15 protein-coding genes are annotated in these 12,491 nt (G+C 73.6%); 3 read left to right on the top strand and 12 right to left on the bottom strand.

Annotated features, from left to right (window positions below; translation table 11 throughout):
* Positions 1-24 precede the first annotated feature (24 nt).
* The 11 genes from HNR25_RS19155 to HNR25_RS19105 form a co-directional block, all read right to left on the bottom strand.
* On the bottom strand, positions 25-504 hold the full coding sequence (locus HNR25_RS19155) for a hypothetical protein (protein ID WP_184637348.1): 480 nt from the start codon (positions 502-504) through the stop codon (positions 25-27).
* Positions 505-599: 95 nt separating this feature from the next.
* Complete coding sequence (locus HNR25_RS19150) at positions 600-860, bottom strand: hypothetical protein (protein WP_184637346.1); 261 nt, start codon at positions 858-860, stop codon at positions 600-602.
* Between the two features lie 79 nt (positions 861-939).
* A complete protein-coding gene (locus HNR25_RS19145) occupies positions 940-1,248 on the bottom strand; it encodes a hypothetical protein (RefSeq protein ID WP_184637344.1) in 309 nt (102 codons plus the stop codon).
* 10 nt (positions 1,249-1,258) lie between these two features.
* On the bottom strand, positions 1,259-1,885 hold the full coding sequence (locus tag HNR25_RS19140) for a MarR family transcriptional regulator (RefSeq protein ID WP_184637342.1): 627 nt from the start codon (positions 1,883-1,885) through the stop codon (positions 1,259-1,261).
* A gap of 102 nt (positions 1,886-1,987) precedes the next feature.
* Positions 1,988-2,488, bottom strand: a complete 501-nt coding sequence (locus HNR25_RS19135) for a hypothetical protein (protein WP_184637340.1) — start codon at positions 2,486-2,488, stop codon at positions 1,988-1,990.
* A 109-nt stretch (positions 2,489-2,597) separates the two neighbouring features.
* Positions 2,598-3,179 carry a hypothetical protein gene (locus HNR25_RS19130; protein ID WP_184637338.1) on the bottom strand — a complete coding sequence of 194 codons (582 nt, stop codon included), beginning with the start codon at positions 3,177-3,179 and terminating at the stop codon, positions 2,598-2,600.
* Positions 3,180-3,488: 309 nt separating this feature from the next.
* A complete protein-coding gene (locus tag HNR25_RS19125) occupies positions 3,489-3,668 on the bottom strand; it encodes a hypothetical protein (RefSeq protein WP_184637336.1) in 180 nt (59 codons plus the stop codon).
* Between the two features lie 61 nt (positions 3,669-3,729).
* Positions 3,730-3,969, bottom strand: coding sequence for a hypothetical protein (locus tag HNR25_RS19120; protein ID WP_184637334.1), 240 nt, complete (start codon positions 3,967-3,969; stop codon positions 3,730-3,732).
* A gap of 19 nt (positions 3,970-3,988) precedes the next feature.
* Positions 3,989-4,297, bottom strand: coding sequence for a hypothetical protein (locus HNR25_RS19115; protein ID WP_184637332.1), 309 nt, complete (start codon positions 4,295-4,297; stop codon positions 3,989-3,991).
* Between the two features lie 18 nt (positions 4,298-4,315).
* Positions 4,316-4,633, bottom strand: coding sequence for a hypothetical protein (locus HNR25_RS19110; RefSeq protein ID WP_184637330.1), 318 nt, complete (start codon positions 4,631-4,633; stop codon positions 4,316-4,318).
* 92 nt (positions 4,634-4,725) lie between these two features.
* Positions 4,726-5,232 carry a hypothetical protein gene (locus HNR25_RS19105; RefSeq protein ID WP_184637328.1) on the bottom strand — a complete coding sequence of 169 codons (507 nt, stop codon included), beginning with the start codon at positions 5,230-5,232 and terminating at the stop codon, positions 4,726-4,728.
* A gap of 1,329 nt (positions 5,233-6,561) precedes the next feature.
* Between HNR25_RS19105 and HNR25_RS19100 the strand changes: the two genes are divergently transcribed.
* The 3 genes from HNR25_RS19100 to HNR25_RS19090 all read left to right on the top strand — a co-directional run bounded on the left by HNR25_RS19100 (position 6,562) and on the right by HNR25_RS19090 (position 9,712).
* Complete coding sequence (locus tag HNR25_RS19100; protein WP_184637326.1) at positions 6,562-7,356, top strand: DUF429 domain-containing protein; 795 nt, start codon at positions 6,562-6,564, stop codon at positions 7,354-7,356.
* A gap of 107 nt (positions 7,357-7,463) precedes the next feature.
* On the top strand, positions 7,464-7,853 hold the full coding sequence (locus tag HNR25_RS19095) for a hypothetical protein (RefSeq protein ID WP_184637324.1): 390 nt from the start codon (positions 7,464-7,466) through the stop codon (positions 7,851-7,853).
* Positions 7,850-9,712: a caspase, EACC1-associated type gene (locus tag HNR25_RS19090; protein WP_184637322.1), complete on the top strand. Its 1,863-nt coding sequence runs from the start codon at positions 7,850-7,852 to the stop codon at positions 9,710-9,712. The genes HNR25_RS19095 and HNR25_RS19090 overlap by 4 nt, the downstream gene beginning before the upstream one ends.
* Positions 9,713-9,723: 11 nt before the next feature.
* On the opposite strand, the gene HNR25_RS19085 is transcribed toward HNR25_RS19090, so the two are convergent.
* On the bottom strand, positions 9,724-12,438 hold the full coding sequence (locus HNR25_RS19085) for an OmpA family protein (protein ID WP_184637320.1): 2,715 nt from the start codon (positions 12,436-12,438) through the stop codon (positions 9,724-9,726).
* Positions 12,439-12,491: the final 53 nt, after the last annotated feature.

Here is a 12,491-nt window from a genome sequence, read left to right as displayed (position 1 = left end):
GCTCACGGGTCGGATGCTGTGGCTTCACTGCGGGAGGGCGGACAGCAGGTGCTCGAGGGCTGCGGGGGTGCGGCCGGTGACGGTGAACAACTCCTCCACCTCGCCGGTGTCGCGCCCCTGCTGGAGGAGGTAGCGGCGTCCAGCGGTGTCGCATGCGGTCGTCACCCGTACCTCCACCCGCCCGGGGGCGGGCGCGTCGCCGGACGCGGTGACCCGTGGGGTGGCGAACGCTTCCCACCGCAGGGCCAGGCCCCACATGCGGGAGCGGGCGCAGGGGACGCGGTCCAGGCCAGAGGCGGGGGTGGCGGCCCGGGCCAGTGCCTCGACCGCATCGGCCGGATGCCGCCCTTCCAACCCGGAGGCCTCCACGGGCACGAGGCGGCACCGCGGTGGGGAGGGGTCACGGGCGATGGCCAGCAACGACGGGGGTTCGTCCCATGCGGGGCGGCCGGTGAGGTGGTCGGTGAGCACGCGAGTGATCGCGTGGCGATCCGGTGGTGTCATCGGGGACCTTTCGTGACGGGGGTTGGGCGCAGCGGGTGTGGGGGCCTGGGCGCGCCCGGCCGGGCGCGCCCAGGCCCGGGGCGGCGGGTTCGGGTTCAGCGGCGCCATCCCAGCTCTGCGCACGTGTCGGCGGGCAGGTAGCGCTGCTGGGTGCCCTCGCCGAGGTAGAGGGTGGCGGCGCCTTCGCCGGAGTCGTCGCCGGTGTGGCCGATCACCCGGGTCTGGCCGATCGTGTACTCCAACGGCCATTCGGGCTGCATGGCCAGGCGCACCGGCGCTTGCAGCACCTCGTCGCCGTGCTCGTCGACGGCGGCGTCCAGGATCTGTTTCAGGTCGGCGACGGTCATCTCCTCCATGACGCACTCCTTCCGGGGCACACAAAAGGGCGCACCGGCCCGAGGCGGGGCCGGTGCGCCGGATAGGCGAGGCGGGGTTCTACTCCAGGGCCGCCCGGGCACGATCAGCCAGGGCGGCGTCCTCGGGCGTCCGGGCCGCGGCGGCGCGCAGGCCTGCCCGGGCCGCGGGTCCCAGGGCCTCGCTCACGGGGCCGAGCGGGCGCATCTCCGGGACGGGCACGGTCTGGACGGTGGCCACCAGTTGCGGCGGGCCCAGGCCGAACCACCACACCAGGCGCCGGTCGCCGGGGGCGGTGTCGATCACCAGGGCGCTCGACACGCCGTGCAGGCCGGCCGGGCGCATCGGGGCGGCCTGCACCAGGGCGCCGCAGGCGCCGATCGCGTGCATCGGGTCCTCCTCACTCTCCTTGGGGGCGGGTCTGGTAGCGGCGGGGGGCGTCGCAGGTGCGGTGGGCCTCGCCGGTGGCGGTCAGCTTCTCCAGGGCGTTGGCGACGGCGCCCGCGCTGCGGGACAGGACCTTGGCGATCTCGCCGGGGGTGAATTCGGAGTCGGGGTAGTCGATCAGGTGCTGGGCGACCAGGGCGCGCAACTGCCCGGGCCGGGCGACGGGGCGCCCGTCGCGGGTGCGGCGCACCGCCGGTTGCGGCTCAGCCCCCTCGGGCTCGGCGTCGGACGCCGACGCGGCGGGCGGGGCCGCGGCCTCCTCCCCGGGCTCGGCGTCGTCGTCGGCGCAGGGCCGAGGCTCGGCTGCGGACTGGGGCCGCTCCTCGGCGGTGTCGTCCGGGGGCGACGCGGGTGCGGTCGGATACCACGTGTCGGGGAGGGGACGCTCGGATTCCTCGGGCTCGTGGCGGTGGCGGCGGGCGTGCCCGTCGCGTTCCAGGGCGGTCAGCGCCTTGGAGACGGAGGGGCGTGAGGCGCCGGTCGCCTCCACCAGGGTCGCGGCGGTGGTGCCCTCGGGGCGCTGGGCCAGCGCCCGGGCCACGCGCTCGCGCGCGGGAGCCTGGGTGGTGTCGACGGCCATGGCGGTGCTTCCTTTCTGCCGGTCCCGCCCCGGTCGGGGCGAGGACGGTCGTGTCGGGGGCGGCGTCCCCGAGGCGGCTGGGCGCCGTGGGGCTCGGGCGATTCAGCGGCAGGCCTGGGCGGCGCGTTTCGCGGTGGTGGCCATGACCTTCAGGGCGTTGGGGTGCTGTTCGATCCATTGCTCGGTGCCCTCGCCGGGCGCCGCGACGGACCGGGTGGGTGCGTGCACGCACACCAGGCGGCGCGCGGCGGTGATGACCCAGCGCCGCCGCACGTCGAAGGCGGCCGGGTCGTCGGTGACGCCGTCCTTGGCCAAGGGCTCTGCGGCGAAGGAGTCGGGGATCAGCCGCGCGAGTGCGGGTGCGGCACGACTCCGGGCCGGTGCGGCTCCCCCGGCGCCGCCCTGCTGCAGCGTCTGGGCCGCGGCCTGCAAGGTGGCCTGAAGGCTTTCGCGCATGGCCGCAGTCACCGGGACGGTGCGCGGCAGGACGAACGCGTCGATGCGGTCGAAGGCGCGCCGGGCGCTGTCCAGGTGGTCCCGGGCGATCTGGTGGGCGCGGTACTCCGCGGGCGAGGGGATCAGGCCCTCGGGGTAGGTGGACATGGCGGCTCCTCTCATGCGTGTCCGGTGTGGTGTGCGTGCCGCCGGGCCGCGGGCGGGCCCGGCGGCACGCGCGGCCCGGTCAGGTCGGGCGGAGGCGGGCACGGGGCGGCTACATCAGGTGGGCGGTGGCGTAGGCGGCTCCGGCCACGATGTCGGCGGCCTGCAGAAGCGAGGCCTGCTCCACCTCGATGACGACGCTGTGCACGGGATCGACGCTGTCGGCCTCGTCCTCGAAGACGAGGACATGGCTCGGGTCTGCGTACCCCAGGGCCGTGGTGACGGCGATGGTGGCGCCGCCGGAGTCGGTCTCGTACTCCTCGGCGATCTCGGGGGGACCGTCGCCGGTGGCTCCGATGACTTGGGGGGCGCTTGCCAGGTGCAGCCCGCGGCGGCGCATCGCCACGCGCAGTGGCGCCACGGTGGGACTCATGCCCCGCTGCAGCGCCCGTTTCTGCGTGCGGGCGGACCACCGCCGGTAAAGGGCGTCGGCATCGTCGGTCTCGGGCAAGTCGCGGTATCCGGCGATGATGATGTCGGCGAATCCCAGGACCTCCGCGTCGTCGGCGCCGCCGGTCAGGGCGGTGACACGCAGCCGGCGGGCCTCCTCGTGCCAGACGAGCAGACTGCCGAGGCCGCGCTCGCGCAGTTCGGCGAGGTGGCCGGAGGCCATCGAGATATCGCTGGGACGCATGGCTCCTCCTTGGCTTTGGGCACAGGGGGCGGGGCGGCCCCCGCGCGGGGCCGCCCCTGCAGAGGCGGCACCGGCCGCAGGCGCCGGGGCGGCCTGTGGCCGGAGGGAGGGGAAACGACTCGGTGCCCACGCGGTACGGGCACAGCCGGGGTGGGGAGTTCACCGAGGTGGGCGCACGTCAGGGCCGACTGTGAGGCGGGATCGGGCTGGGGCAAGCCCAGCCCCGCTGCTGGGTCCGCAGCGGACATGCCGCGGCCGGCGGGCAGAGGCCACAGGGTGTGTCGGCGGTGTGTCGGCGGCGCTTGGGGCTTAGCGGGTCGGTCGCCACGGCGACCAGCCCCGGGCGGTGCGTTCGCGGCGCAGGTTCAGGCGGCAGTTCTCGCAGTGCCAGGTCTGGACGTCGCTGTGCCACATTCGCGGGGGGAAGACGTTGTAGTCGGCGACTGCGAGTTCGCCGCAGCCGGGGCACAGGTGGGGTGAGGTGTTCACGGTTCTCCTCTCCGTGTGGGGGCCACCGGGCGGTGCTGGCCCGGTGGCCCGACGGCGCCGCTCAGGTCGGCTCGTTCGCGTGGAAGCGGCGCAGGAGCTGGTCGGGGCCCGGGCCGCCGATGATCCGGCTCGCCTCGCCGATGGCGCGGAACTCGTTCATGGCCAGGTTGAGACCCGTGGTCCAGGACGTGATGTCGGTGCTCAGCCAGGTCTCGCCGCGCTCGGCCAGCATCCGGGCGACCTCGTCCCAGGCCCGGCGGGCACGGGCGATGACGGCGTCGCGTTCTGCTCGGGTACTCACAGCTCACCTCTTTTCGGTCTCAGGCGGGGGCGTCGCAGTCGGGGCAGGTCTGGCCCATGCGGGAGCCGTGCAGGCACCGGGTGGGGTCGGCGCCGCCGCACCAGTCGACGAGGGCGGCGTAGATGACCTGGCCGTTGGTGTAGGAGCCGTCGCCCTCGAGGAAGTCGTTCCACACCGAGCGGAGCCATTCCGCGAACGCGCAGGCGCTGGGCGCGGACAGGTAACCGCGGTCTAAGACGAACTCGGCGATCTGTGGCTGCTCGACCGGGACGCGGCCCGCGTCGAGGCCGGGTTGGCCGGTGGCGGCGGGGGCGTGGGGATCCAGCACTGGTCTCTCCCTTCGGTGTCAGGGGCGGGTGTCGGCGTCGCAGCCGGGGCAGGAGTCGCATTCGCCATAGCCGTGGGCGCAGGTGCGGGTGGGGTCGGCGCCGCCGCACCAGTCGACGAGGGCGCCGTGGATGATCTGGCCGTTGGTGTAGGAGCCGTCGCCGTCGCAGAAGTCGTTCCAGACGACATAGAGCCAGGCGGCGAAGGCGGAGGCGCTCGCCTGCGGCAGGTAGCCGCGGTGGCGCACGTACTCCTCGATCTCGGCTTCGGTGACCTCGACGCGGTCCACGTCGATGTCGGGTTCGCCGGTCGTGGCGGGGGCGTGGGGATCCAGCACAGGTCTCTCCCTTCGATAGGTCGCCTGCGCACACGCGCAGGCGGGGGTGGGTACGGGCACACGGGTGCCCGGGGCCGGCGGGGCCGGGGCGGTTACACGCGCATGGCGTTGCGGCCGCGGGCGAGCAGGTCGCAGTGGTTGGCGTAGTGCTCGCCGGATGCGCGCAGCGCGCCTTCGAGCTCGGCGCGGACGTAGTCCACGTACTGGCGGCGGGCGCGGTGGTGTTTGAGTTCGGCTTTGGCTTCGAGCATGCCGAGCAGGTAGCTGATCACGTCTACGCAGGCGTTTTCGCCGGTGAAGGTTGTGAGTACGGGGTCGCCGCCCCGGTTCTGACGGGTCTGGTCGTCGTTGACGAGCGAGGTGAGGGTGTACTCCCACATGCGGGTGGGTCCGTGCTTCTCGCAGGCCGGGCGGGGGCAGCTGCGCGGGCACACGCTGCGCCCGTGGGCGCGGCAGGCCCGGGCCTTGCACCGCGGGGTACAGCGCAGGTTGCGCGTGCGGCGCCGGGCGCTGAGGCGGTAGATGCCGTAGGTGTAGTCGTCCAGGTAGCCGCCCAGCACGGTGACGGTGTCGGGGCAGACAACGGCCGGGATGCGCATGGCTCTCCTCCTGGGTGAGAGGGGTGGTGCGAGGGCATGTGCTTCCATGGCGACGCGCGCCACCGCGTCGGGTCGGTGCCGCTGGGGCACGGGCGCGGTTACCCCTCCACCTGCGGGGGTGTAAGCACGCGTCACCACGGGAGCGCATGGGACGGCAGGCGAGTGCGCGCCGCAGCGGCGCGCAATTTCACGGAATCGGGCACACGGGGTGGCGATAGCCGCTGCCGGGAAACCGTTCAATAGAACGCACCCCGGTTCGGTTTTCGCACTCAGACGCGCGCCCGGTTTTCCGCGGCCTGCCGTCGGCCGTCCACTATCCAGTTATCAAGGAGCAGGCACATTCCCGCTTTTAGTGCCGCCCGGGGCGGTCGGTGGGGGTACTCCCCCTGTGCCGGGTTCGCGATACCCGCGCCGGTTATGGTCGTGGCGCCTTTTCGGGCATGGCTGGCCCGCGCTATTTGCGGTTTGGGCGTTCCCGAGCGGGTGTCTTTTGCGGTGTGGCGAACCGCGGTTGCGCGGTTGGCGCCCGATCCCCGCGTTCGTGCGTCACGGCTGGTGGCGCGGCGTGCGGGGGTTGGTGTCCGGCCCGGTTGCGGCCGGTCGGCTGCGCGCCGAAACGGGGGTGTTCTGCGCGGGTGCATCACCGTCCTTTCGTGTGTTCGCCGGTGTTTCGTTCGGTGTTGCGGCTGTAGGTTTGCTTGGGGGTTTTCCGGGTGTCAACCCCTTTCGGGTCGGTTTTTCGGCGCCGGTTTGTGTGTGCCGTTCGCCGTTGATTACGAGCCCAGATCACCTTGGGGCCGCCCGGGGCGTCAACGGGGTCGGCGGATTTTTTCGCCGCGGATTTTTCCCTTGCCTTCGCGGCGCCGCCAGAGGTATATGCACGCACCCGCACCGGGGGTGGCCGGCTGCCGGTTCACCGACGGTTTCCGCGGGTGATCACCGCAAATCCATTCGGGCGATCACACAATCACCATGAGGGCGGAGGATCGGGCGGAATTCGTGGAATGAGAAAGAGCGGGAACGCGCCTGATAGTGCGCTGTCCGCGGAAGAAGACAAGTGCGTCGCCGGGGAGAGGAGGTCACCCGCGCCGGCGGTCATTCGGCTCGACGCCACTGTCGTGGCGAGTCGGGGCGGCGAGTGGACCCCGTGTCGGCGGGGTGTCCCGGGGTGTCAGCGCCGGGGTGGGGGTCCGGTCTCAGGTGGCCCCCCGATCGGACCCCCAGTGGACCCCCGCGGACGCCGGCATTCGTCGGCGTCGGGAACGAGCCGATGCCGCTCGCCGGTGGAAGAATGAGTGGTGCGGCGATCCGCGCGGGGAAGGGGCGAGGATGCGCACCGTCGGGATCGATCTGGCTGTTCAGGACCGCACCACCGCGGCGTGCGTGATCGACTGGGACGACGACGGGGCACATATGGGCGCTGCCCGCTCAGGGTGCGGCGACGACGACCTGCTGGAGTTGCTGTCCGGATTGGCGGAGGGGGATCGTGCCGGCGTCGACTGCCCGTTCGGCTGGCCCGTGGCCTTCGCCGAAGCCGTCGCCGCCCACATGGGCTCAGCCCCGTGGCCGGGCCGCGGCCGGGACCGCGCCGAACATTATGCGAGCCTGCGATTGCGCCGCACCGACACGCATGCCGGCCGGTCGACGTTGTCGGTCTCCTTCGACAAGCTCGGCGCGACCGCGGCGCGGTGGGCCCATCTGGCCGATGCCTTGGCCGCCCGGGGACACCCGGTGGACCGTGCCGGGGCCGGATCGGTGGTGGAGGTGTATCCGGCCGCCTCTCGCCACCGGTGGGGCCTGGGCGCCCAGCGCAGCATGGCGAACGTGCTGGAAGCCGCGCCGCCCTACCTGCGTTGCCCTTCGCCCGTCTACGAGGTCTGCGACGGCGACGAGCATGCCTTCGATGCCGTCATCGCCGCGCTGACCGCGCGCGCCACCGGCTGCGGCTACACCACTCCGCCCACCGACGCCGAGGCCGAGCTGGCCGCCCGCGAAGGCTGGATCCACCTGCCCGAACCCGGCAGCCTGCCTCTACTGCACCGGCAGGCGCTCCCTCGAACCCTGCGACCCGACCGAAGCGCCGGTCAGCGGCAGGCCCCGACCGGAGCACGAAACCGCAGGTGAGAGGTTGCCCCGGGCAGAATCGGCGGCGCAGACTGGAACCCGGGTGATCTGACACCGGGTCGGCTCCCGCATCCGGGGGGCGGCACCGGGCAGTGGGGGGCTGCTCGATGGACACCACCATGCGGATCCACGTCTCCAGTGACGACACGCACGCAGAGGACCTGGCCGAGCTGGTCGCGGCGTTGCACAGCGAACTGCTGCAGTTGGACGTCGAGGAGGTGCGCCCTCTCCGGACGGGACCGCCTCCGGCCGGCGCCCGCTCTGACTGGGGCATCGACCTGGGCGGCCTGGCCGTCGTCGCCGACGCCTCGGTCGAGATGCTCAGCCGGATCGTGGGCAGCCTCCGGGCCTGGTGCGAGCGTGCCGAGCCCCGCCCGGCCGTTCGGCTCGAAATCGACGGCGACGCCATCGAGATCTCCGAGGCCTCGGCCGAGCAGGCCGAGCAGAGTCTGCAGCTGTTCCTGCACCGCCACGGGACGGTTGGGCAGCACCGGTGAGCGGCGCGCGCCGGGCGCTGGTCATCGCCCAGGACACCTATGCGGATCCCGGCCTCACCCAGCTACGTTCCCCGGCCCAGGACACCGTCGCGCTGGCCGAAGTCCTGGGCGATCCCGACGTCGGCGGATTCGACGTCACCGTCGTGCACAACGAACCCTCGCCCGTGGTGGCCGGCCGGGTGGAGGAGTTCTTCGCCGCGGGCCGGCGCGACGACGCTCTGCTGCTGCACTTCTCCTGCCACGGATTGAAGAACGTCTCCGGGGAGCTGTTCTTCGCGGCGTGCGACACCATCCCGCGGCTCCTGCGTTCGACGGCCGTTTCGGCCCATTTCGTGCGCAAGTGCATGGGCGCCTGCCGGGCCCGCAACACCGTGCTGCTGCTCGACTGCTGCTTCGGTGGCGCGTTCTTGGAAGGCATGGGGCTGCGCAGCGCCGGCGACGCCCACGTACTCGACACCTTCTCCGGCCACGAAATGGGCAGCGGGCGCGGGTGGGCGGTGGTGACCGCCTCCAACGCCATCGAATACGCCTTCGAAGGCGAGCGCCTCACCGAGGACGCCCCGCATACTCCCTCGGTGTTCACCAGCGCCCTGGTCACGGGGCTCTCCACCGGCGCGGCGGACCTCGACGAGGACGGGCGCATCTCCCTCGACGAGCTCTACGACTACCTCTACGACCGCGTGCGCAGCGAGAATCCCCACCAAACGCCCAGCTGCAGCGTGCATGTCCAAGGCGACGTCTACCTCGCACGCAGCAACCGGCACCACCGCGCCCTCAACCAGCTGCCCGACGGGCTGCACCAAGCCCTGATCAGCCCGGATCCGACCACCCAGGGCCGGGGTGTGGACCAGCTGGACGATGCGATGACCGGAGCCGACATCTCCGCGGCCGCCACCGCCCACGAGGCCCTGCTGTGGCTGACCCGCCAACCCCCGGGCCCCGCCACCAGCCAGGCCCACCGGGTGCTGGAGGCCGCTACGCTCACGCCGACACCGACCGTCCTGGACTTCGGCCGCGTTCCCCAGGGCGCACCCGCCCCGCACCGGCTGCTCCACCTGATCGGTCCGCCCTTGGCGCGCCACTGCACCGCCCGCCCGCGTACTCCCGACCTACGCGTGCAGCAGGCGCCGAGCACCGATGGCGGTGTGGAGGTCGAGCTCGCCACCGGCCGGGTGGGCCCGATCGAGTCCGCGATCATCCTGTCCGGCCCCACCGGCGACGTCCACGTCCCCGTAACAGCTGAAATCGTCCCCGCCACGGAGGCCGACACCCCCACCGTGCCACAGCAGGCCGCGCCGCAACCCGCACCGACCGCCGCGACCGCACCGTCGGCTACCGCGCATTGGGCCGCGCCGGTCCAGAATGAGACGACCAGCCCCGAGCCGTATCCCCGCATGAGGCGCCGCGTACTCGCTCGCGTGATCGACCTCGTCATCGTGGGGGGAGCCGGATGGGTACTGATGATCTTCGCGATCGTACTGGGCGAAGCCGTCGGCCTCCCGACGCGTGCCGCGGACGCCCTGATCAATGTCATGGCGGCGCTGACGATCTTCGGCTGGGGACTGCTGATCTTCCTCTACGACGCCCTGCTGCTCCGAACGTGGGGCCACACGGTGGGCATGGCCGTGGTAGGTGTGCGGGTCGTCGACGCCGCCGATGACGGCCGTCCCCGATGGCGCCAGGCTCTGGCCCGCGCGGCCGTGTTCGGGCTCCCGCAATCGGTCCCGGTCCTGGGCCAGCTCTTCGTCCTACTCGAATCCCTACTCGCCCTGCCCGACAGCGAGAACCGGCCGCTGCACGACATCGCCGCACGAACACTGGTCCGGACGTCGGCGCCAGGTGTCCCGATCAGGCGTTGATCGGGCGCTGTTCAGCGGCGGGATCCGCGCCGAGGGCGGGTCTTCACCGGTTTCTTCCGTGCGGCGGGATCGACGGAGGCCAGTTCCTGCAGCAGGCGGCTCGTGGCGTCGCTGGGGGCTTCGCCGATGCGGCCCGTCGTTTCGGCGAGCAGGTCGTAGATGCGTGCGACCTCGTCGGGGCGGTCGTTGCCGGCGTGGGCGCGCATCAGTTCCTGATAGATCGCTTCGTTGTGCTCGTCCAGGACACGGGCGCGCTCCAGCCATTCGAGGGCGGTGGGGGTGTCGGGGGCCAGGTGGGCGGCCTCGACGCAGGCGCTGGAGGCGGCCCGGCGGCGGTGGTGGCGCTCGGTTTCCACGAGCGGGTGGTCCAGTTCCGACAGCAGGGGCCCGGTGTAGGCCTCCAGGGCGGTGCGCAGGTGGCCGGGGCGTTCCTGTTCGTGGGCGGTGCGGGCGGCGGCCAGGGCGTCGTCGAGGTCCCACAGGTCGCAGGTGAGGGTGTCGGCGTCGAGGTGGTAGCGGCCGGCGCGGTGGATGACGGCGTGGGCGTCGGGGCGGTTGAGGGCGGCGCGGATGATGCTGCGGGCGTTGCTGACGGCGGCGGTGCGGTGGGATTTGGCTGCGGCGGGGTCGACGTCGAGGATGTCGGCGATCTCGTCGGTGCCGGCGCCGTCGTCGCGGCGCAGCGCCAGCAGGCCCAGCAGGAGGCGGGCGGTGGTGCGCAGTCCGGTGGCGATCTCGTCTCCGCCGGGGCCTACGACGACCGGGTGCGGGGCGAACACGCGCAGCCGCACCCGCGGCGGTGCGGGGGCCTCAGCAGAGGGCGGGGCGGGCACGGCTGCGTCCGTGTCCGGCACGCGCGGTGGCGGCTCCTCGGCCGGCGGCGGTGCGGGTGCAGGGCTCGCGTCGGTGCGGGGCGCTGGGGTGGGGCTCTCCTCGTTGCCGCCGGTGGCCGGCTCCGGAGACGGCTCGGCGGCGGCCCGGGGCGAGGCGGCGCCGCCGGTGGTCTCGGGGCTGTCGGAGGGCGTGGGACCGGTGGAGGGTTCGTCCGCGGCGGGTGGTGCCGGGGCGCGGGCGGCGAGGAGTGCGGCGGCCTCTTCGGGGGTGCGGGTGGCGACGTGCAGGTCGTCGAGGCGGTAGGTGTCGGCGCCGACGGTGACGTGGAGGACGTCGTCGCGCTCGCAGACCACCGCCCGCTCCGATTCGGCGTGGCCCAGCGCGATCACGACGAGGGCGGGATCGGCGGCCAGGGTCTGCAGGCGGGCGGTTTCGTCGGGCCTCTCGGGTGCCTCGGCCAGGACGACCAGCGGCGGCTCGTCGCCGTCGGGGGCGGCGGTTTCGGCGCGGCGGGCGCGGCCGAGCAGGTGGGCGTCGGCGTGCAGGAACAGGGCGGGGAGGTCGGCGGCCCGGTGCAAACCGGGGTGGTCGTCGTCGAGTCCGAGGGTGCGGGCGAGCGCGCGGGTCAGGGCCAGGCGATGGCCCTCGTGCAGGCAGGCGAGGGCGGCGGCGGTGGCGAGTCCGTGGGCGCGGGCGCCGTGCAGGCTCAGGCCGCCGCGGGTGGGCAGGCGCACCGGGTCGGCGGTGGCGGTGGTGGCCAGGCGCAGCCGTTGCCGGTCATCCAGGATGCCCGCGCTCTCCCCGGCCGGTTCCCCGGGCTGTTCCGTGGGGTGGCCGTTGTGCGCGGTTGTGGCGGGGGTCTGCGCGGATGTCGGGGCGGGGTCGGCGTCGTGGGCGGGCGGCCCGGCGTCGGCGGTGTGTCGGGCCGGTGCGGGGGTGGGGCGGCGGCTCCAGCGGCCCGCGCCGGCGCCGAGGGCGGCGGAGGCGGCGGCCACCCCGCCGAGCACCGCGGCCGGGGGCGGTTGGGCCGGATCCCGGTCCGCGCCGTTCGGGGTGGGCTCGGCCGAGGGCTGGGCCGACTGGTCGGCGGCGTCGGGCTCGGTCGGGTCCGGTTGGGCGGGTGGGGCGAGGGTGTAGGTGATCTCGACGCGGCGCTGGGCCTGGGGCGGGGCCGGGGCGCCGTCCTCGGTGCGGGGGGCGTTTTCTCCCTGGGCGCGCACGGCCACCTCGACCCCCTCGGGGGTGTGCTCGCCCAGCAGGTCGGCCACGGCCTCGGCGCGCTGGCGGCTGAGCTGCCGGTTGTAGTCGCCGGGGCCGGAGGCGTCGGTGTGGCCGGTGACCACGATGCGGCTGTCGGGGGCGGTGTAGGCGGAGACCAGGTCGAGCAGCGGGGTCAGGTTCTGGCGCATCGGCTCCTGCACCCGGGCCGAGTCCAGAGCGAATCCGGAGAACACGCGGGTGCGGGTGCGCTCCTCGGTTCGCTGGTCGCTCGTCTCGTGGGCTGCGGGCTGCTGCCGGGTCTCCTCCTGCTGTTCGACCGTCGGCGGCGGTGTTTGGGCGCCGGCCGAGGACGGGCTGGCCAGCACCGTGGAGATCGAGGTGAGGGCCAGCAGCCGCAGCGGGGTCATCCGCGGGTGGCGCCCGCACGCCAGCGCCACCACGTCGGCCAGGGTGAGCACCGCGAAGACGCCCCAGGCGGCCCAGGCCACCACGGTCAGTGCGGCGGCGAGCAGGTCGGGCGGCGGGCTGGCGCTGCGCAGCGCCAGCCAGAGGTAGGCGGCGGTGTAGTCGCCGGTCGCGGGCCGTCCCAACCGGAGCAGGACCATCGGCGGAACGGCCAGCAGCGCCAGGGTCACCGCCAGTGCGGCGGCGACGCGGATCCGGGTGCGCACGCGAACCTCCAAGCAACCCTGGGGCCGACTTCCGGGCCGGCGGCGGGTGGTGG

Source organism: Streptomonospora salina (genome assembly GCF_014204715.1).
Lineage (GTDB): Bacteria > Actinomycetota > Actinomycetes > Streptosporangiales > Streptosporangiaceae > Streptomonospora > Streptomonospora salina.
The sequence above is the reverse complement of the archived record's forward strand: the minus strand, read 5'-3'. Positions and strand labels throughout refer to the sequence as shown.

Coding starts and splice junctions, on each gene's coding strand:
- HNR25_RS19155 (WP_184637348.1), bottom strand. CDS start 504: ATGACACCACCGGATCGCCACGCGATCACTCGCGTGCTCACCGACCAC.
- HNR25_RS19150 (WP_184637346.1), bottom strand. CDS start 860: ATGGAGGAGATGACCGTCGCCGACCTGAAACAGATCCTGGACGCCGCC.
- HNR25_RS19145 (WP_184637344.1), bottom strand. CDS start 1,248: ATGCACGCGATCGGCGCCTGCGGCGCCCTGGTGCAGGCCGCCCCGATG.
- HNR25_RS19140 (WP_184637342.1), bottom strand. CDS start 1,885: ATGGCCGTCGACACCACCCAGGCTCCCGCGCGCGAGCGCGTGGCCCGG.
- HNR25_RS19135 (WP_184637340.1), bottom strand. CDS start 2,488: ATGTCCACCTACCCCGAGGGCCTGATCCCCTCGCCCGCGGAGTACCGC.
- HNR25_RS19130 (WP_184637338.1), bottom strand. CDS start 3,179: ATGCGTCCCAGCGATATCTCGATGGCCTCCGGCCACCTCGCCGAACTG.
- HNR25_RS19105 (WP_184637328.1), bottom strand. CDS start 5,232: ATGCGCATCCCGGCCGTTGTCTGCCCCGACACCGTCACCGTGCTGGGC.
- HNR25_RS19100 (WP_184637326.1), top strand. CDS start 6,562: ATGCGCACCGTCGGGATCGATCTGGCTGTTCAGGACCGCACCACCGCG.
- HNR25_RS19095 (WP_184637324.1), top strand. CDS start 7,464: ATGGACACCACCATGCGGATCCACGTCTCCAGTGACGACACGCACGCA.